Here is a 17,058-nt window from a genome sequence, read left to right as displayed (position 1 = left end):
CGCGTCAGGCCGCGCTGGCAAGGCGTTGGCGCAGGCCGGCGAGCAAGGCTTCGGCCGCGTCGATCACATCAGCCTGATGCGGCTGCAGATCCTGCCCGGCCCATTCGTCGATATGGTCCGACAGCGGGTCGACCACCTCGGTGCGATGATTGGCCAGCGTCTCGATGACGGCATGGCCGCAGAACGGCACATAGCCCTCGGAGTAGCCGCCTTCATGGGTCATCATCAGGCGTCCCTGCGACGTCTCGGCGGCCAGCGCCACCATGCGCGCGGCGAGGCGCCGGAAGCACTCGCTGTTCAGCATCATGCGGCCGAGCGGATCGAAGCCCGACGCATCGAAGCCGGAGGCGACGATGACGAGATCGGGCTTGAAGGCGCGCAGTGCAGGGGCGACGACGCGGTCGAAGGTCGATTCATAGGCGCCAGTACCGCTGCCGGCCGGCAGCGGGATGTTGATGTTGTAGCCCGCGCCGGCGTCCTTGCCGTTGTCGGCCAGTGCGCCGCGGCCGGTCGGGTAGAGATTGTCCTGGTGCACGGAAATCGTCAGCACCGACGGGTCGGAATAGAAGATCGTCTCGGTGCCGTTGCCGTGATGCACGTCCCAGTCGACTATCGCGGCGCGGCCAAGCAGGCCTTCGTGCTGCAGCCGGCGCACGGAGACGCCGATGTTGGAGAAAAGGCAGTTGCCCAACGCCTGGTCGGGTTCGGCATGGTGCCCGGGCGGCCGCGCCAGCGCGTAGGCGTTGTCGACGCGGCCGGTCAGCACGGCGCGCATGGCGGCATAGGTGGTGCCGGCCGACAGCAGGGCGATGTCGAAACTGTTGAGGCCGATCGGCGCCTGCGGTCCGGCGAAACCGGAACCCCGCTCGCTGAGCATCCTGATATCGTCGATGTGGCGTTGCGTGTGCACGCGCAGCAGGTCTTCGACCGAGACCGGCTCGGGGATAATCGGCACCAGGTGGCGCGACAGGCCGCTGACCTGGATAAGGTTGTTCAACCGGCGCTTCGAGCCGGGCGATTCCAGATGCCGGCCGGGTTCCACGAAACGGCCGGGAGGCATCATGTCGGCGCTGGAGCCGGTGTCATGCCACATCAGCTGTTCGTGAAAAACGTAACCTGTCGCCATAAGCAGCGTCCTCTGAAATCCAGAGGAGGCTAGCAGGGTAACGATCTCATGGCCCGACCCGAAAGAGGGGGTGTGCCAGATGCCTATGCCCCTCCTTTCGGAGGGGGACGGAGGTTCGCGGCGGCCTGCGCGGCGCGCACGGCCTGGACGCGGTTCGATACCGAGAGCTTGCCGAAAATGTTCTTCAAATGCCATTTCACCGTCGTCTCGCTCACCGACAGCGCCATCGCGATATCCCTGTTGGACAGGCCTTCCGACAGGCAGAGCAGCAGCTCGGACTCGCGCTGGGTCAGCTGTTCCTTCTCGGCTGGTGCGGCGGGCTTGCGTGTCGCGACAGGCATCGTCTGCGCGGCATCGATGATGCGCGTCGCATAGGCCGAAAGGGCGGGGTCGGTCTTTGCCTGAGCGGCGCGCAGCCGCATCAGCCCTTCGACAACAGGCCTGCCCTCATCGACGAAGGAGCGGATGAAACCTGAAGGCTGGGCAAGGCGCAGCGCTTCAAGGAGATGGCGATCGGCCTCGCGCTGGTCCGGGCCGGCATTCTTGGCGCGTAGGATCAGCGCCAGTATGTGGCGGCGCATGCGCCCGCTGCTTTTGGTTCGCTCCAGCAGCGTGTCGAAAAGCGCCGCGGCGGCCGCGTAGGATTTCTCCGCCGTCAACAGCCGGCCTTCGGCGAAGAACTCGAATTCGTTGGCGACAGTGGGGGCGGCTTCAGCGCTTTCGCGGCGGTGCTCGCTCAGCAGGGCGCGCGCCTCGGCGACGCGGTTCTGGTCGATGAGCAGCCGGATGCGATCATGCACCAGCACCGAAGCGAGGCGACGGTAGACGGAGCCGCGCACACGCTGGTAGACGCGTTCCAGCATATCCAATGCCGCGTCGCCGCGACCGGTCAGCTGCAGCACACGGGCATAGGTCGGTACGCTGGCCAGGGGATAGACGATGACCGCGGCGCCCTCGATCAGCGGCCCGAGATTCTCGACCAGCGTCAGCGCCTCGCCGGATGCGTTGGTCTCGTAGGCGAGTTCGGCGAGCAGCGTTCCGGCGAGCGCCTCGGCATAGGAGTTTGCCCCGATCCGCGTCCTGGCCTCGATGATGGTGTTGCGCAGCAGCCGCTCGGCGGCGGGCAGGCGGCCGGCCGATCGCTCGATGACTGCCATGTAGCAATTGGCGATGGTGACGCCGAGCAGGCTGCCGCTTCGCTCATGCGCCTTGCGCGCCGCGTCCGCTGCCGCGCGTGCGCCTTCGAGGTCGCCCAGCGCGTAGAGATTGTAGCCGATGACATTGGCGGTCGCACCCTCCATGAACCAGGCATCGGGGGCGATGATGCGCAGGGCGGCCAGCGCGGTATCGCGCGCGGCCTCGAACTGCTCCAGCGTGCTGTGCACAGCGGCTTCGAGGACCACGATCTCGGCCTCGATCGTCGTGCCGGTCAATGTGCCCGGATCCTTGCCGTCGGCCGGCCCGGTCTCGACGAGCTTGCGCGCATTGGCGAGCGTCTGCAGGGCAATCTCGGGCTGGCTTGAGTGCACCGCCAGCCACAACACGACGAGTTGCAGCCGGATGCGCTGGTCGACCAGTTTCTTCGGCAGCAGTGCCAGCAACTGGCGCACATAAAGCAGTTGGCACTGGGCGATGAGTTCGAGCGCATTGTTCTCGACGAACACCGCCGCGCGGGCCTGGTCGCCGGCGGCGAGCGCATGTCCGATCGCCTCGGTCAGCATCTTGCGTTCGCCGAACCACTCGGCGGCGGCCAGATGCAGCGGTGCGATCATCTCCGGTTCGCGCCGTTCCAGTTCGCGGCTGAGGAAGTCGTGGAACAGATGATGATAGCGGAACCAGCGCCGCTCCTCGTCGAGCGGCACCAGGAACAGATTGCGGGTCTCGATCTCGGTGATATCAGCCTCGGCGTCTGCAGCGCGCATCACCGCCCGGCAGGCCTCGGCGCTGAAGCGCTCGAAGATGGAACTGTGCAGCAGGAATTTCGCCAGCGCCGGCGGCAGCCCGAGGAAGACTTCGCCCATCAGGAAATCGGCGACGTTGCGGTTGGCGCCGGTGAAATTGCCGATAACGGTTTCCGGCGCATGTGCGGCACTGAGCGACAGCGAGGCGAGTTGCAGGCCAGCGGCCCAGCCTTCGGTCCGTGAGCACAAGGTCTCCACCGTGCCGCTGCTGACGCGCAGGCCCAATTTGTCGTTGAAGAAGGCTTCGGCTTCTGACGAGGCGAAGCGCAGATCGTCCGGGCCGATTTCGAAAACATCGCCAAGCACCCTGAGCTTGCCGAGCTGCAGGTCGGGCAGGTTGCGCGAACCGATGACGAAGGCGACGTTGGCGGGCGCCTGCCGGGTCAGCCGCTCCATAAACCGCTTCACCACCGGCGCTTCGATGGCGTGGAAGTCGTCGAAGAACAGGGTGATGTCGGCGTCGCGCGCCGCAAAACCCGCGACCAGTGCTGCCAGCACCACGTCGAGCTGCGGGATCGGGCTCGACTGGAAGGCAAGGTCGAGCTCGGCCGGGTTCTGGACGAGGTGGCGCAGCGCCCCCACCAGATGCGACAGGAAGGCACCTTCGTCATTGTCCGTCGCTTCGCAGGACAGCCATGCGGTCAACCGTCCGTGGCGCGCGATTTCCGCCGCCCACTGCGCCATCGTCGTCGACTTGCCGAAGCCGGCGGGCGCCGCGAACAGCACGATGCGCGTGTTGAAGTGCCGCTCCAGCCTCGACAGGATGTTTTCGCGCCTTACCCACCGGCGATGATGGGGCGATGCCTGGCTGTCGGGTTGCGAAGACGGTTTCATCTGGCGCCGGGCACCCATTCCGTTTCGATCAACGGGATTTGCGGGGCCGCATCGCGCGGCAGGGTTCCCTTGATCCGGGGGTCGTCGGTGATTTCGAAACCGGCCGCATAGGGTTCAAACCCGCAAGCCCGGTAGAAACCGATGACGCTGTGATGATCGATGCTACTGGTGTGCAGCCAGATGCGGCGAGGGCTGAGGCGCCATGCCTGATCAAGCGCGCCGGCCATCAGCCGCTTGCCAAGGCCCCTGCCGGGCAAGGACGGGAACAGGCCGAAATAGGTGATCTCGATCTCATTGTCGTCCGCCACGGAGAATTCGACCATGCCGACATGGTCGCCGCTATCATCATGGCCGTAATAGACATGCTGGCGGGGGTCGGCGAAGTGCGCGGCAACTTCGGCATCCGACATTTCTGCAGCGCGGTCCCACAGCCAGGGAGCGCCGATCTCGAGGAAGATCGCACGGTACGAAGTGCGGTCGGGCTTGGTGATCCGGGTCATGGCCAGCGGCTGGGCGAGACCCGGCACCGGGGCGCGCGCTTCCATCCAGGTCACCGCATTGACGATCTTGCCGGCCGGCACGCGCCGGTAGCCGGACGACAGATCGGTGATTTCATCCGGCAATGCGCCTTCGGTGACCAGCATCTGTCCTCGATCTCTGCCACGCAATTTCGCTGGCATGCGTTAAGCTGATGCCAAGTCTGCGCCCGCCTGCCAAGAGGTTCCCTGGTTGGGCCATCGTTTTGGTCTGACCTGTCTCTTTGGCTTTCCAGGAAATGGCATATGAGATATGATACACCATTCACGGGAAAGCGGAATATCATGCCTGAGCGAATTACCGACGAAGCCATTTTGCGCGCGGTCGATGACGGCTTCGCGCGGCAAGTCGTGTTCCTGGCGGACCTCGTGCGCTTTCCCTCCCAGCGTGGCGAGGAACACGCCGCGCAATCCTTCATGGCGGCTGCCTATGAAGCGGATGGCTATGCGGTCGATATGTGGCGTGTCGATGTCGACGCAATTCGCGACCTGCCGGGTTTTTCACCCGTGGCGGTTTCCTATGACGATGCCTTCAACGTCGTTGCCACTCACACGCCGCGAAACACGACCGGCCGCTCGCTGATCCTCAACGGCCATGTCGACGTGGTGCCGACGGGACCGCTCGACCGCTGGGTGCGTGATCCCTACGATCCGGCGATCGAGGATGGCTGGATGCATGGCCGCGGCGCCGGCGACATGAAGGCCGGCCTGTCGGCCTGTCTCTATGCCCTGACCGCATTGCGCCGCCTCGGCTATCAGCCGGCCGCTAACGTGTTCCTGCAATCGGTGGTCGAGGAAGAGTGCACCGGCAATGGCGCGCTCGCTTGCCTGCAGCGCGGCTACCGCGCCGACGCCGCCTTCATCCCGGAACCGCTAGAGCCGAGGCTGATGCGGGCGCAGGTCGGGCCGATCTGGTTCAGGGTCGAGGTCGATGGCGATCCGCAGCACGCGTCGGGCGCTTTCTCGGCCGGCGCCAATGCCATCGAAAAGGCATTCGTCATCATCCAGGCGCTGAAGCAGCTCGAAACCGTCTGGAACGCGCGCAAGGTCGATGACCCGCATTTTTGCGATCATCCGCATCCGATCCGCTTCAACCTCGGCAAGATCGAAGGCGGCGAGTGGACATCGAGCGTGCCTGCGCGCTGTGTGTTCGAGATGCGCGTCGCCACCTATCCCGGCCAGAAGCTGGAAGACGCCAGGGCCGAGCTCGAGGCGTGCATCGCCGATGCGGCGCGCGCCGATCCGTTCCTGGCCAATCGCCCGCCCAGGATCATCTATAACGGCTTCATGGCCGAGGGCTATGTGCTGGAAGGGGCCGACGAGATGGAAGCCGTGCTGCGCCGCAGCCATGTCGCGGTCTGGGGCGAGCCGCTGACGGAACACGTCACCTCGGCGACGACCGATGCGCGTTTCTTCGGCCTTTATGCCGACACGCCGGCGATCGTCTACGGCCCGATCTGCCGCATGCCGCATGGCTATGACGAAGCCGTCGATCTGGATTCGGTGCGCAAGGTCACCCAGACCATCGCGCTGTTCATTGCCGACTGGTGCGGCCTCGAACCAATCGCTCCCGAGGCAAAATCATGAACGCGGCCGTACCCGATGCTTTCGGCGACACGCTTGCCGAAGGCGCGCCGCACGTTTCGACAGCCGACGCACTCGCCATCTTGCGCCAGCACTACGGGCTCACCGGCACCGCGCGCCCATTGCCTGGTGAACGCGACCACAATTTTCACATCCAGACAGACGGCGAGAGCGAGTTCGTCCTGAAAATCTCCCATCCGGCGGAAGAGCCCGGCTTCACCGATTTCCAGAACAAGGCGCTCGACCATATCCTGGCGGTCGACCCCACTCTGCCGGTTCCCTCGGTACGCAAAAGCCTTCAGGGCGAAGCCCAATTCGCGGTCAGCGTCGGTGGGTCGGCGCCGCGTATCATCCGGCTGGTCACCTATCTGCCCGGCCAGTTGCTTTCGCGCTCGCCGGCATCAGCGGCGCAGGATCGCAATCTCGGCATCTTCCTCGCCCGCCTCGGTCGGGCGTTGCGCGGCTTCTTCCATCCGGCCGCCGGCAGCGATCTGCTCTGGGATATCCGCAAAGTCGCCAAGACGCGGCCGATGATGGCGCATATCACTGACGCTGGCCGGCGCGCCATGGTCGAACGTGCCATCGACGCCTTCGAGGAGCATGCGGCACCGGTAATCCCGAAACTGCGCGCCCAGATCGTCCACAACGACATGAACTCCTACAATGTGGTGATGGACGCTTCGCGGCCGGAAGTCGTGAGCGGCATCCTCGATTTCGGCGATATGATCCATTCGCCGCTGATCTGTGACCTCGCCATAGGCGCCGTCTATCGCTGGCCGGCGGAAGGCCATCCACTGGCACCGGCCGCGCGCTTCGTCGCCGGCTATCAATCGGTGCAGCCGCTCGAGGTCGAAGAGATCGGCATTCTTTTCAATCTGATCCGCGCCCGCCTTGCACTCATCGTGAACATCGCCACCTGGCAGGCGGAGCGATTTCCAGCCAAACGAGACTATGTCCTGCGCCACGGCGCGGAAGTCTGGGCCTCGCTCGAACGGCTGGACGGTCTGTCGTCCACCGATGCCCGCCATTATTTCCTCGACCATTCCAATCCGGAGTAGATGCTCGTGTCCCAGTCCTCGCCAAACCCTGCAAATGCCGACGCGACGGCATCCCAGCGCGCGCTGCTCGAGCGTCGCGCCAGACTGCTTGGCCCGACCTATCGCGCCTTCTACCGCAACCCCATACATCTGGTGCGCGGCAGCGGCGTCTGGCTCTACGATGCGCAGGGCCGGAAATTCCTCGATGCCTACAACAATGTCGCCTCGGTCGGGCACTGCCATCCGCGCGTCGTCGAGGCCCTGTCGGGGCAGGCCGCCACGCTCAACACGCACACCCGCTATCTGAGCGAGATCATCCTCGACTATGCGGAAAAGCTCCTCGGCACCTGTCCGCCCCATCTCGGACATGCCATGTTCACCTGTACCGGCAGCGAGGCCAATGACCTCGCCATCCGCATCGCCCAGTATTCCAGCGGCGGCACCGGGGTGATCATCACCGACTTCGCCTATCACGGTGCGACGATCGCCACCGCGCAGCTGTCGCCGGCGGCGGTCGGGGCAAAGGGTGTGCCCGCGCACCACCGCACTGTCGCCGCGCCCGACACGTTTCGCGACCATGGCCGAACCGCGCGCGATTTTGCCAAAAATGTCGCCGCCGCGATCGACAGCATGCGTGCGCAGAATATCCGTCCGGCAGCAATGCTTCTCGACTCGGCCTTTTCCAGCGACGGCATCTTCTTTCCCGACGCCCAGGTGATGCGCGAGGCGGCGGATCACGTCAAAAACGCCGGCGGCATCGTCATCGCCGACGAGGTGCAGTCCGGCTTCGGACGGCTCGGCCAGGGCATGTGGGGCTTCGCCAATTATGGCATCGAGCCCGATATCGTCACGCTGGGCAAGCCGATCGGCGCCGGGCATCCGATGGGAGCGGTGCTCGTGCGGCCGCAACTGGTTGCCTCCTTCGGTTCCAACACTGGCTACTTCAACACCTTCGGCGGCAATCCTGTCGCGGCCGCCGTCGGCATCGCCGTTCTCGACGTGATCGAAGGCGAGGGGCTGATCGAGAATGCTCGCATGGTCGGCGCCTACACGGCTGACCTGTTGAGCGCCCTGCAGAGCCGGCACGGCATGGTCGCCGATGTCAGGCACAATGGCCTCTATTTCGGCGTCGAGTTGACGGCCGAGGGCGACGCCTCAGTGGCCGCGGCCAAGACGTCAGCGGTTGTCGAAGCCATGCGCGAGGATGGCGTGCTGATCTCATCCTGCGGTCCGCGCGGCAATGTCCTCAAGATCAGGCCGCCTCTGCCGTTTGCCAGGGACAATGCCGAGCAACTGGCCGAGACGCTCGATCGCGCACTGTCGCAATGGTGATCGGAGCGGGCCGCGCATGTTGAAGCTTGAACATCAGACCCTGAACGACCGCGCCTATGGCGCGCTCAAGCAGGAGTTGATTTCAGGTGGCTTCAGCCCGGGCCAGACGTTGGTCATCCGCAAGCTCGCCGAGACGTTCGGGATATCGACGACGCCGATCCGCGAGGCGCTGCAGAGGCTCGTCGCCGAGCGGCTGCTTGAAATGCAGAACAACCGCTCGATCATCGTGCCCTTGCTGTCCGCGCCTGCCTTCGAGGAACTGACGCGCATTCGCATCGCCGTCGAGGGACTGGCGGGCGAGATGGCCGCCTCGCGGATGACCGAAAGCGGGCTGGTCGAGCTGCAGGTCACGCTCGACGGCATGCAGCGCGCCATCGAGGTGGCAGACGCCAGAGCCTATCTCACGCTGAACGAGGCCTTCCACTTCGCCATCTACCAGCATGCCGGCGCGCCGATCCTTTTGAACATGATCCGCGACCTTTGGGGGCGGGTCGGGCCGTATCTCAAGCTGCTGATGCAGGCCGATCGCTACATCCCGCAGTCGAACGATGCGCATCGCAGGATCGTTGCCGCGTTGGAGCAGCACAGCGGTTCGGCGGTTCGAGCATTCCTCGAAGAGGACATCGCCGTGGCGGCCGCGATTCTCTCCGAAAATCTTCGCGCGACCGACTGATCGTCCGCACGGCCAGGCACGCTAACCAGCCTCGTCCATTCGGTCGCGCAGCATGCTCCAGCCTAAGAATATGTTGGGCGCGTGCCGCAGCAGCGCATGGAACGGGATCGGCGCCGGCGGCCCGAAGGGCAGCGGCAGGTCGCGGGCGTCGGTTCCAGCGGCCCAGTCGGCCAGCACCTTGCCCATCGCCGTGGTCATGGCGATGCCGCGTCCGTTGCAGGCGCGACCGGCGATCAGGCCCGGCCCAAGGTCGAGGAGATGCGGCAGGAAATCCGGTTCGACCGCCGCCATTCCCGACCAGCTGTAGTCGACCGGCGACAGGTCGGGCAGGTCGAGATGCCGGGCAAGCCGCTGCCAGATCGCTTGCGGGACGCGCGTATCGGCGCCGGCGCCAAGGATATGCATGCCGCCGCTGATCAGCCGGTTTTCGGCGTCGAAGCGGAAGGTGAAGAGATTGCGCCTGGTGTCGCCGACGCCTTGCCCGCCGGGCAGCAGGCGGGTGCGGATTTCGCGCGGCAGCGGCGCGGTGGCGATCTGGAAGACTTTCAGCGGGAAGTAGGTTCGCTGCAGCGCGGGGTGGAGCGGCCCGCCATAGGCGTTGGTGGCGATCAGCACCTTGCCGGCGCGCACCGAGCCCGCCGGCGTTTTCAGCACCCAGCCATCGGCCATCCGATCGACCGAGGTGACGCGTGTCTGTTCGAAGATGTGCGCGCCAGCCTTCTCCGCCGCATCGGCCAGCCCGCGCGCGTATTCGACCGGATTGAGCACGCCGCCCGAACGATCCTTCCAGCCACCGACATAGCCCTTGGCGCCCGTCAGGGCTTCGACCTCCTGCCGGTCCAATGCTACGACCGGCCGGCCGCGTTGCACCCATTGGTTGGCGCGTGACCTGACCTTTTCGAACGCTGCGGGGGAATGCGCCGGCTGGATCCATCCGCTCTGCAGTGCGTCGCAGTCGATGCCGTGCCGCTTGATCAGGCCGAAGACCAGATCGGCGCTGCCGGCGGCGAAATCGATCAGCCTTTCGCCGCGTTCGGACCCAAGATGCGCAAGGATGCTGTCCGGGTCCATCTTGGCGAAATTAGGCACGACGAAACCGGCATTCCTGCCGGTCGCGCCCCACGCAATGAATTCGGCTTCGAGAACGGCGACGGAAAGTCCTTTCCCAGCGGCGTGCAACGCGGTTGAAAGACCGGAAAAACCACCGCCGATGATGGCGAGGTCGACATCCAGCCCGCCTTGCAGTGACGGCCGGACGCGGTGGTTGCGGCTGACGGCATGCCAGAGCGAAGCGTCATGCGCCTCCGGCCGGGCTACTGCGTTCATGACCCGGAACTGCTCTTGGCCTCGGCGATCTTCGCCCGCTTGCCGAAGCGTGGCCGCAGCGGCCTGTCGCCGAACAGGCCGTTCGGCCGGATCAGCAGGATGACGCAGAGCATGACGCCGATGGCGACGATCTGCAGCGAGGCGGCGCGGGCCTGCTGCTCCGGTGGGAACAGCACGCTGGTCAGCGTGCCTGAGCCTGCCCATATCCCCCACACCAGGATGCTGCCGATGACGGCGCCGAGATTGCTGCCCGAGCCGCCGACGATCAGCATCACCCAGACCTGGAAGGTCAGGATCGGCAGGTAATTGTCCGGGGCGATGAAGCCGGTAAAATGCGCCTGCAGCGCGCCGGCCAGCGCCATGATGGCACCGCCGACGGCAAAGGCCTGGACACGGTAGAAACGCGCGCTCTTGCCCAGCGAGATCGCGGCCCGTTCGTCCTCGCGCAGCGCCTTCAGCACACGCCCCCACGGGCTGCGCGACAGGTGCTCCAAGGCGAGATAGGCGATCAGCGTGACCACGCAGACGACGGCGAGGTTGGAGAGGTTGAACAGCAGCGGTGTTTCGGCGAGGCTGCCGAAGGGGCGCGGGATGAAGCCGATGCCGAACGGACCACCGGTCAATTTCTGCGCGTTGAGTGCGACCAGTTGCACGACGACGGCGACACCGAAGGTGGTGATCGCCAGATAGTCGGATCGCAGACGCAGCGTGGCCATGCCGGTAAGCGCGGCGGCGATGCCGCCGACGACCATGGCACCCGCCCAGCCGACAAGGATCGGCAGGCCGAAGCCGCCGAGCCGCGCGGCGTCGTCCGGCGTGGTCAGCAAGGCCGAGGTGTAGGCACCGATGGCGACGAAGCCGGCGAGGCCGACATTGAACAGGCCGGTCAGGCCCCACTGCAGATTGAGCCCCAGCGTGACCAGCGAAAAGATCAGCGCGGTGGTCAGGAAGAAGGCACCATAGCCGAGCAGATCCATCAGCGTTCCCTCACACCAAAAAGGCCGATCGGCCGCACGAACAGCACCGCCATCAGGATGATGAAGGAGACGGCGGCGCGCCATTCGGCGCCGATCAATTGCACCGCTCCGGCTTCGGCGAGCCCGATGATCAGGCCGCCGAGAACGGCGCCGGGGATGCTGCCGATGCCACCGAGGATGGCTGCGGCGAACATCGGCAGCAGCATGTCGAAGCCCATGAAGGGGCGGATCTGTACCAGAATGCCGATCATCACGCCGGCCACGCAGGCCAGCGCCCCGCCGATGATCCAGGTGACGCGCACCACGCTGGCGACGTCGATGCCGACGATGCGGGCAAGTGCCGCGTTCTGGCTCAAGGCCTGCATCGAGCGGCCGGTCTGTGTGCGTGTCATCAACAGATGCACGCCGAGCACGAGCACGGCGGTCAGCAGCAAAAGCGCGATCTGGTCGGGCGTGATGCGGATGCCGAAGCCGACCGGCATGGCGATCTGGATCGCCCGGCTGAAATAGGTCGGGCGCGAGGAGAAGGTGAATTCGAGCAGGCTCCGGAGCGCCATCGAAGCGCCGAAGCTCGCCATCACCACGATGATGGCCTGGCCTTGTGAGCGCAGCCGCGCGAACAGCACTCTGTCGAGCAGCAGCGCCAGGAGTGCGGTGAATGCCATTCCGACGGCCAGTGCGACAAGCAGCGGCCAGCCGAAGGACAGTGGCGCGATCGGCGCCACCTTGCCGAATGTCGCGCCGATGGCGCTGACGACGGCGAGCGTCGCATAGGTGCCCCAGGCCATGAAGTCGCCATGGGCGAAGTTCGAGAAGCGCAGGATCGAATAGGTGAGCGTCACGCCGATCGCGCCCAAGCCGATCATCGAGCCGGTCAGCAACCCGTCGACGACAAATTGCAGGCTCATGCCGCGCCTCCTTTCTCGGCGTGCAGCGGGCGCTGGCCGAGGTAGAGTTCGGCGACGACGGGATCGTTCCACAGTTCGGAGGCAATGCCTTCGTGCCGGTCCTTGCCTTCGACCAGCACATAGGCGCGGTCGCCGATGGCAAGTGCTGCCTTGGCGTTCTGTTCGACCAGCAGGATGGTGACGCCGGACTTGCGGATGCCGGCCAGCATCTCGAACACCATCGCCACGAATTTCGGCGACAGGCCGGCCGACGGTTCGTCGAGCACCAGCACCTTGGGATGGACGATCAGCGCCCGCGCGACGGCGAGCATCTGCCGCTGTCCGCCCGACAGGTTGCCGGCGGCGGTATGGCGCTGGCGGACGAGGTCGGGGAAGGCCGCATACATTTCCTCGAGGCGGCCAGGGATCTCGCGCCGCTCGAGGATACCGCAGGCGACCCTGAGATTGTCCTCGACCGACATCAGCGGAAAGATATTTTCGGTCTGCGGCACGAAGGCGAGGCCAAGCCGTACCATGGTGTGGGCCGGTGCGGCGGTGATGTCCTTGCCGTCCAGAAACACCGTGCCGCCGGTGATGGGGACGAGGCCGGCGATCGCCTTGATGAAGCTCGACTTGCCGGCGCCGTTGGGGCCAAGGACAACGACGATCTCGCCCTTGTTGACGGTGATCGACGCGCCGCGCACGATCGGCACGCCGGGTTCGTAACCGGCTTCGAGGTCGCGGACATCAAGGACGGTTTCGCTCATGCGGTGCCTCCGAGATAGGCCTCGATGACGCGTGGGTCGCGCGCGACCTCTTCCGCCGTGCCTTCGCTGAGCAACTGGCCGCTCGCCATGACGAGGACGCGATGGCAGAGCCGCGTCACCATGTCGATATTGTGCTCGATCAGCAGGAAGGTGATGCCGCGCGCGTTGATGTCGCGGATGCGGTCGATGATGACTTCGAGCAGCGTCGCGTTGACGCCGGCCGCCGGTTCGTCGAGCAGGATGATCGCCGGGTCGGCCATCATCACGCGGGCGAGTTCGAGCAGCTTGCGCTGGCCGCCGGAAAGCACGCGCGCCGGTTCATGCGCGAGGTGGGTGAGGGTGACGAGTTCCAGCAGTTCGAGCGCCTTTGCCCTGGCCGCTCTTTCCTGCGCCGCCACCCGCCACGGCGTGACGAAGTTGGCGAGCAATTTTTCGCCGGCCTGGCCCTGTGCCGCCAGCATGATGTTTTCGATCAGCGTCAGGTTGGGCAGCGGGCGAGGGATCTGGAAAGTGCGGCCGAGGCCACGACCGATGCGCAGATGCGCGGCTTCCCCCGAGACGCGCGCACCGTTGAGGAAGATCTCGCCGCTGCTTGGCAAGATGCTGCCGGCGAGCAGGTCGAACATCGTCGTCTTGCCGGCGCCGTTAGGTCCGATGAGGCCAAGGATTTCTCCCGCCCTGACATCAAACGAGACATCGTTGACGGCGATGAGACCGCCGAAACGCCTGACGACATTCCTTGCCGCCAGAACCGGGGCGCGTTTTTCCTTCCTTTGCCGTTTGGCTGCCTCGTTCATCAAACCCTCTGGCCGAAGACGATCATCGCCGCCTCCTGATTTTTGATTTGTGATCACACTTGCTTTGATCACGCTATTCGGCTTTAATTTCGTCCGCAAGCCGAAAACCGGCCAAGAACGGAATTCCATGCAAAAGGCTGCCATCGAAAAGAACAACGAGGTGATCGCTGCCCAGCTTGCGCCGGTCGGCCGCGAGACCGTGCAGGATCGCGTCTATTCCGAACTGCGCCGCGCCTTGATCGGCGGCCTGTTCGAACCAAGCCAGGTGCTGACCATCCGTGGCCTCGCCGACGCACTGGTCACCTCGACCATGCCGGTGCGCGAGGCGCTTGGCCGGCTGATCACCGAAAAGGCGCTGGAGGCGCTGCCCAACCGTTCGGTGCGGGTACCGCCGATCACGCTGGAGCGTCTCGATGATCTCTTGCGGGCCCGCATCCTGATCGAGGGCGAGGCCATCGCGCTTGCCGCCGCCCGCATGGGTCCACGCCAGATCGCCACCATCGAGACCATTCTGGGCGAATGGGACGAGATGCGGGCGCTGAAACACAAGAAGGACGTCGATCGTGAGGTGACGCTCAACCAGAGCTTTCATTTCGAGATCTACCGCTCCTGCGGCTCGGCCGTGCTGATCCCGATGATCGAGAGCCTGTGGCTGCAATCGGGACCTTGCATTCGTGTCGCCATCTACGCCTTCTCGGAAGCCGGCGAGGTCGACACCGCCCAGTATCACCGCCGCATCGTGACGGCCCTGTCCACGCAGGATGCGCGGGCGGCGCGGGAAGCGCTGGTCGCCGACATCAGTCGGCCCTTTACCTTCCTGCGCAGCAAATTGCAGTCCGCCGCCGCGAAAGACCAGACATGACCGCCATCAGCATCACCGAGCCGCGCTCGAAGCTTTCCGTGACGGCGCTGCTGCTGCCCGAAAAGGCGCCGGAGAACGCCGCCTTCCTCCAGGCGTATCTCGGCACACCGCGCGTCGTACCGGGCATTCATGCGATGTGGACGGGCCCCGAAATCTCCTGCCCGGTTCCATCAGCCGATCTTGAGGGGCAGGCCTATGCCAGGCCCTTGCCGGCGGAGAACGCGACACTGACGCCGCAGCCCGGTGACATTGTCTTGTCCTATGTGCCGCCACGCATGTGGGGTGGCAACCCCAACGCGATCTTCGACATCGGCCTGTTCTACGGGCAGGGCGCGCGGCTGTTGTTCCCGATCGGCTGGCTCGCCGGCAGCGTGGTGGCGCAGGTGCTTGCCGAAGACCGCGATCAGTTCGCCGCCGCCTGCGGCGCGATCCGGCGCAACGGCGCCTGCGACATCACCTTCAGCCTGGTGGAGGCCTCAAATGGCTGACGACAGTTTCGAGCTCTTCGACCTTCGCGTCGAGGCGGTCATCCCCGAGGGTAAGCCGATCTATTGCGGGGCCAGGGCCGGCGACTATTTCGAGCTCAAGGGCGAGATGCTGTCGATGCCGGCAGGCCAGGGTTTTTCGATCTATTCGCTCGCCGCCGTGTTGCCGCTGCTGGCGGCCAAGCAGCGCCCGACCCACGCCAATGACTGGATGACTTCGGACGCCGAGATCGCTTGTCCCGATCCCAACTGCGCCAGCCGGCTGAGGATCGTCAGGACCGGTAAGCGGCGGTTCAGCCATGCCGCAACCACGGCCGTGCCGCTGCCGAAGGAGAATGACCAGAGATGAGTGCCAAGACCTTCGAACTCGGCCCCGGCTACACGATCTCGCGCGTCATTCGCGGTGGCTGGCAGTTGGCCGGCGGCCACGGCGCCATCGATCGCAGCCAAGCGGTCACCGACCTGATCGCCACTTTCGATGCCGGCATCTGGACCTATGATTGTGCCGACATCTACACCGGCGTCGAGGAACTGATCGGTGCCGCGCGCCTGCGGCTGGCCAGCGAGCGCGGCCTCGACGTCGCCGCCAGGATGAAGGTGCACACCAAGCTGGTGCCCGACCTCGAACGGCTGGCCACCATCAGCCGCGATTACATCAGGGGCATCGTCGATCAGTCGCTGCGCAGGCTGAAGACCGAGCGGCTCGATCTCGTGCAGTTCCACTGGTGGGACTATGCGATAGCTGGCTATGTCGAGGCGATGGGCTGGCTCAACGAGCTTCGGCTGGAAGGCAAGGTGCGCAATCTCGGCACCACCAATTTCGACACGCCGCGGCTGGCCGAAATCCTAGCCGCCGGCATTCCGCTGGTCAGCCAGCAGCTGCAATATTCCGTGCTCGACCAGCGGCCAGCGAACAGCCTGGCGGGCCTCGCCGCGAAAAACGGCGTCAGCTTCCTCTGCTACGGCTCCGTCGCCGGTGGCTTCCTCAGCGACAAATGGCTTGGCGTGGCCGAGCCCGCCACGCCGCTCGAAAACCGTTCGCTGGTCAAATACAAGCTGATCATCGATGATTTTGGCGGCTGGGAGCTGTTCCAGCAGCTGCTTCGGGCGCTGAAGACTGTCGGCGATCGCCACGGCGCCGACGTCGCCACCATCGCCAGCGCTTGGGTGCTGCAGCAGCCCCAAGTGGCGGCCGTCATCGTCGGTGCCCGCAACCAGGCACATGCTCTGGCCAATGCCAGAATCATGGACGTTGCGCTCGACGCCGAGGACATGGCGGGGATCGCTGCCGTCATCGCGCAAAGACAGGGCCCCCTGGGCGATGTCTACACGCTGGAGCGCGACCGCCATGGCCGCCATGGCTCGATCATGCACTACAATCTGAACGCGGGCCGGACATGAGCGCCATCAACAAGACGCTGTTTTCCAGGGCCAGCGCCGAGGTCATCGACCTGCATCGCTTCTTCGTCGACTGGTTCGTCGCGGAGCGTGCCGACAAGGTGGATTTCAGCCGTTTCGAGCGTGCCATGGGCGACGGCTTCGGCATGGTCGCGCCGGACGGCAAGGTCCTCGATCGCGACGCGGTCGTCGATCATGTCCGCTCAAGCCGCGCCTCTTGCGAAGACGGCTTCACCATTTCGATCGAGGATATCCGGCCCGGCTGGCAGGACGCCGACACGGTCATCCTCTTCTACGTCGAGGCGCAGCTGCGCGGCCGCAAGCGCAGCCGTCGCCAGTCCAGCGCTGTCTTCACAACCAGTTCATCGGCGCCCAACGGCGTCCAATGGCGGCATCTGCATGAAACCTGGCTGCAGGTGCCGGAAAGCTGAACAGGCTCCAGAGATCAAATACAGTCGAGTAACGAAAGGGGAACA

At 65.3% G+C, this 17,058-nt stretch carries 17 protein-coding genes; 9 read left to right on the top strand and 8 right to left on the bottom strand.

From position 1 onward, the window contains the following. Window positions 1–4 precede the first annotated feature (4 nt). The 3 genes from AC56QP_RS08055 to AC56QP_RS08045 form a co-directional block, all read right to left on the bottom strand. Complete coding sequence (locus tag AC56QP_RS08055) at window positions 5–1,126, bottom strand: class II histone deacetylase (RefSeq protein ID WP_489860188.1); 1,122 nt, start codon at window positions 1,124–1,126, stop codon at window positions 5–7. 83 nt (window positions 1,127–1,209) lie between these two features. After that, window positions 1,210–3,921, bottom strand: a complete 2,712-nt coding sequence (locus AC56QP_RS08050; protein WP_489860189.1) for a winged helix-turn-helix domain-containing protein — start codon at window positions 3,919–3,921, stop codon at window positions 1,210–1,212. Next, window positions 3,918–4,565: a GNAT family N-acetyltransferase gene (locus AC56QP_RS08045; RefSeq protein ID WP_489860190.1), complete on the bottom strand. Its 648-nt coding sequence runs from the start codon at window positions 4,563–4,565 to the stop codon at window positions 3,918–3,920. The genes AC56QP_RS08050 and AC56QP_RS08045 overlap by 4 nt, the downstream gene beginning before the upstream one ends. A gap of 177 nt (window positions 4,566–4,742) precedes the next feature. Here AC56QP_RS08045 and AC56QP_RS08040 point away from each other — a divergent pair, with 177 nt between their 5' ends. Genes AC56QP_RS08040 through AC56QP_RS08025 form a run of 4 tightly spaced genes read left to right on the top strand, consistent with a single transcriptional unit; the run spans window position 4,743 to window position 9,083 of the window. Continuing rightward, window positions 4,743–6,044, top strand: coding sequence for an ArgE/DapE family deacylase (locus AC56QP_RS08040; protein ID WP_489860191.1), 1,302 nt, complete (start codon window positions 4,743–4,745; stop codon window positions 6,042–6,044). After that, on the top strand, window positions 6,041–7,099 hold the full coding sequence (locus AC56QP_RS08035) for a phosphotransferase (protein WP_489860192.1): 1,059 nt from the start codon (window positions 6,041–6,043) through the stop codon (window positions 7,097–7,099). Before AC56QP_RS08040 ends, AC56QP_RS08035 begins: the two co-directional genes overlap by 4 nt. Continuing rightward, complete coding sequence (locus tag AC56QP_RS08030; RefSeq protein ID WP_489860193.1) at window positions 7,100–8,410, top strand: aspartate aminotransferase family protein; 1,311 nt, start codon at window positions 7,100–7,102, stop codon at window positions 8,408–8,410. Between the two features lie 16 nt (window positions 8,411–8,426). After that, on the top strand, window positions 8,427–9,083 hold the full coding sequence (locus tag AC56QP_RS08025) for a GntR family transcriptional regulator (protein ID WP_489860194.1): 657 nt from the start codon (window positions 8,427–8,429) through the stop codon (window positions 9,081–9,083). Window positions 9,084–9,104: 21 nt separating this feature from the next. Here AC56QP_RS08025 and AC56QP_RS08020 read toward each other — a convergent pair whose 3' ends face one another. The 5 genes from AC56QP_RS08020 to AC56QP_RS08000 are packed head-to-tail and all read right to left on the bottom strand — an operon-like array spanning window position 9,105 to window position 13,837. Further along, entirely contained in the window at window positions 9,105–10,409 is a 1,305-nt protein-coding gene (locus tag AC56QP_RS08020; RefSeq protein WP_489860195.1) for an NAD(P)/FAD-dependent oxidoreductase, read from the bottom strand. Further along, entirely contained in the window at window positions 10,406–11,389 is a 984-nt protein-coding gene (locus tag AC56QP_RS08015) for a branched-chain amino acid ABC transporter permease (protein WP_489863654.1), read from the bottom strand. Before AC56QP_RS08015 ends, AC56QP_RS08020 begins: the two co-directional genes overlap by 4 nt. Continuing rightward, window positions 11,386–12,294 carry a branched-chain amino acid ABC transporter permease gene (locus tag AC56QP_RS08010; RefSeq protein WP_489860196.1) on the bottom strand — a complete coding sequence of 303 codons (909 nt, stop codon included), beginning with the start codon at window positions 12,292–12,294 and terminating at the stop codon, window positions 11,386–11,388. The genes AC56QP_RS08015 and AC56QP_RS08010 overlap by 4 nt, the downstream gene beginning before the upstream one ends. After that, the gene (locus AC56QP_RS08005) at window positions 12,291–13,040 is read right to left on the bottom strand and encodes an ABC transporter ATP-binding protein (protein WP_489860197.1); all 750 of its coding nucleotides are present in this window, start codon (window positions 13,038–13,040) and stop codon (window positions 12,291–12,293) included. Before AC56QP_RS08005 ends, AC56QP_RS08010 begins: the two co-directional genes overlap by 4 nt. Continuing rightward, complete coding sequence (locus tag AC56QP_RS08000) at window positions 13,037–13,837, bottom strand: ABC transporter ATP-binding protein (RefSeq protein WP_489860198.1); 801 nt, start codon at window positions 13,835–13,837, stop codon at window positions 13,037–13,039. Before AC56QP_RS08000 ends, AC56QP_RS08005 begins: the two co-directional genes overlap by 4 nt. A 127-nt stretch (window positions 13,838–13,964) precedes the next feature. Here AC56QP_RS08000 and AC56QP_RS07995 point away from each other — a divergent pair, with 127 nt between their 5' ends. Genes AC56QP_RS07995 through AC56QP_RS07975 form a run of 5 tightly spaced genes read left to right on the top strand, consistent with a single transcriptional unit; the run spans window position 13,965 to window position 17,013 of the window. Next, window positions 13,965–14,699 carry a GntR family transcriptional regulator gene (locus AC56QP_RS07995; protein WP_489860199.1) on the top strand — a complete coding sequence of 245 codons (735 nt, stop codon included), beginning with the start codon at window positions 13,965–13,967 and terminating at the stop codon, window positions 14,697–14,699. Beyond that, on the top strand, window positions 14,696–15,187 hold the full coding sequence (locus AC56QP_RS07990; protein ID WP_489860200.1) for a DUF3830 family protein: 492 nt from the start codon (window positions 14,696–14,698) through the stop codon (window positions 15,185–15,187). The genes AC56QP_RS07995 and AC56QP_RS07990 overlap by 4 nt, the downstream gene beginning before the upstream one ends. Beyond that, window positions 15,180–15,533, top strand: coding sequence for a TIGR04076 family protein (locus AC56QP_RS07985; protein ID WP_489860201.1), 354 nt, complete (start codon window positions 15,180–15,182; stop codon window positions 15,531–15,533). The genes AC56QP_RS07990 and AC56QP_RS07985 overlap by 8 nt, the downstream gene beginning before the upstream one ends. Next, on the top strand, window positions 15,530–16,585 hold the full coding sequence (locus AC56QP_RS07980) for an aldo/keto reductase (RefSeq protein ID WP_489860202.1): 1,056 nt from the start codon (window positions 15,530–15,532) through the stop codon (window positions 16,583–16,585). Before AC56QP_RS07985 ends, AC56QP_RS07980 begins: the two co-directional genes overlap by 4 nt. Beyond that, a complete protein-coding gene (locus tag AC56QP_RS07975; RefSeq protein WP_489860203.1) occupies window positions 16,582–17,013 on the top strand; it encodes a hypothetical protein in 432 nt (143 codons plus the stop codon). Before AC56QP_RS07980 ends, AC56QP_RS07975 begins: the two co-directional genes overlap by 4 nt. The last annotated feature ends 45 nt before the right edge of the window (window positions 17,014–17,058 follow it).

This window comes from Mesorhizobium sp. RCAM 05104, from assembly GCF_059683645.1.
The sequence above is the reverse complement of the archived record's forward strand: the minus strand, read 5'-3'. Positions and strand labels throughout refer to the sequence as shown.

Bases quoted from the DNA above. Each gene is read 5' to 3' on its own strand.
- AC56QP_RS08000 (WP_489860198.1), bottom strand. From the start codon at position 13,837: ATGAACGAGGCAGCCAAACGGCAAAGGAAGGAAAAACGCGCCCCGGTT.
- AC56QP_RS08035 (WP_489860192.1), top strand. From the start codon at position 6,041: ATGAACGCGGCCGTACCCGATGCTTTCGGCGACACGCTTGCCGAAGGC.
- AC56QP_RS07985 (WP_489860201.1), top strand. From the start codon at position 15,180: ATGGCTGACGACAGTTTCGAGCTCTTCGACCTTCGCGTCGAGGCGGTC.
- AC56QP_RS08040 (WP_489860191.1), top strand. From the start codon at position 4,743: ATGCCTGAGCGAATTACCGACGAAGCCATTTTGCGCGCGGTCGATGAC.
- AC56QP_RS08020 (WP_489860195.1), bottom strand. From the start codon at position 10,409: ATGAACGCAGTAGCCCGGCCGGAGGCGCATGACGCTTCGCTCTGGCAT.
- AC56QP_RS08010 (WP_489860196.1), bottom strand. From the start codon at position 12,294: ATGAGCCTGCAATTTGTCGTCGACGGGTTGCTGACCGGCTCGATGATC.
- AC56QP_RS08025 (WP_489860194.1), top strand. From the start codon at position 8,427: ATGTTGAAGCTTGAACATCAGACCCTGAACGACCGCGCCTATGGCGCG.
- AC56QP_RS08005 (WP_489860197.1), bottom strand. From the start codon at position 13,040: ATGAGCGAAACCGTCCTTGATGTCCGCGACCTCGAAGCCGGTTACGAA.
- AC56QP_RS07980 (WP_489860202.1), top strand. From the start codon at position 15,530: ATGAGTGCCAAGACCTTCGAACTCGGCCCCGGCTACACGATCTCGCGC.
- AC56QP_RS07990 (WP_489860200.1), top strand. From the start codon at position 14,696: ATGACCGCCATCAGCATCACCGAGCCGCGCTCGAAGCTTTCCGTGACG.
- AC56QP_RS08030 (WP_489860193.1), top strand. From the start codon at position 7,100: ATGCTCGTGTCCCAGTCCTCGCCAAACCCTGCAAATGCCGACGCGACG.
- AC56QP_RS07975 (WP_489860203.1), top strand. From the start codon at position 16,582: ATGAGCGCCATCAACAAGACGCTGTTTTCCAGGGCCAGCGCCGAGGTC.
- AC56QP_RS08055 (WP_489860188.1), bottom strand. From the start codon at position 1,126: ATGGCGACAGGTTACGTTTTTCACGAACAGCTGATGTGGCATGACACC.
- AC56QP_RS07995 (WP_489860199.1), top strand. From the start codon at position 13,965: ATGCAAAAGGCTGCCATCGAAAAGAACAACGAGGTGATCGCTGCCCAG.
- AC56QP_RS08050 (WP_489860189.1), bottom strand. From the start codon at position 3,921: ATGAAACCGTCTTCGCAACCCGACAGCCAGGCATCGCCCCATCATCGC.
- AC56QP_RS08045 (WP_489860190.1), bottom strand. From the start codon at position 4,565: ATGCTGGTCACCGAAGGCGCATTGCCGGATGAAATCACCGATCTGTCG.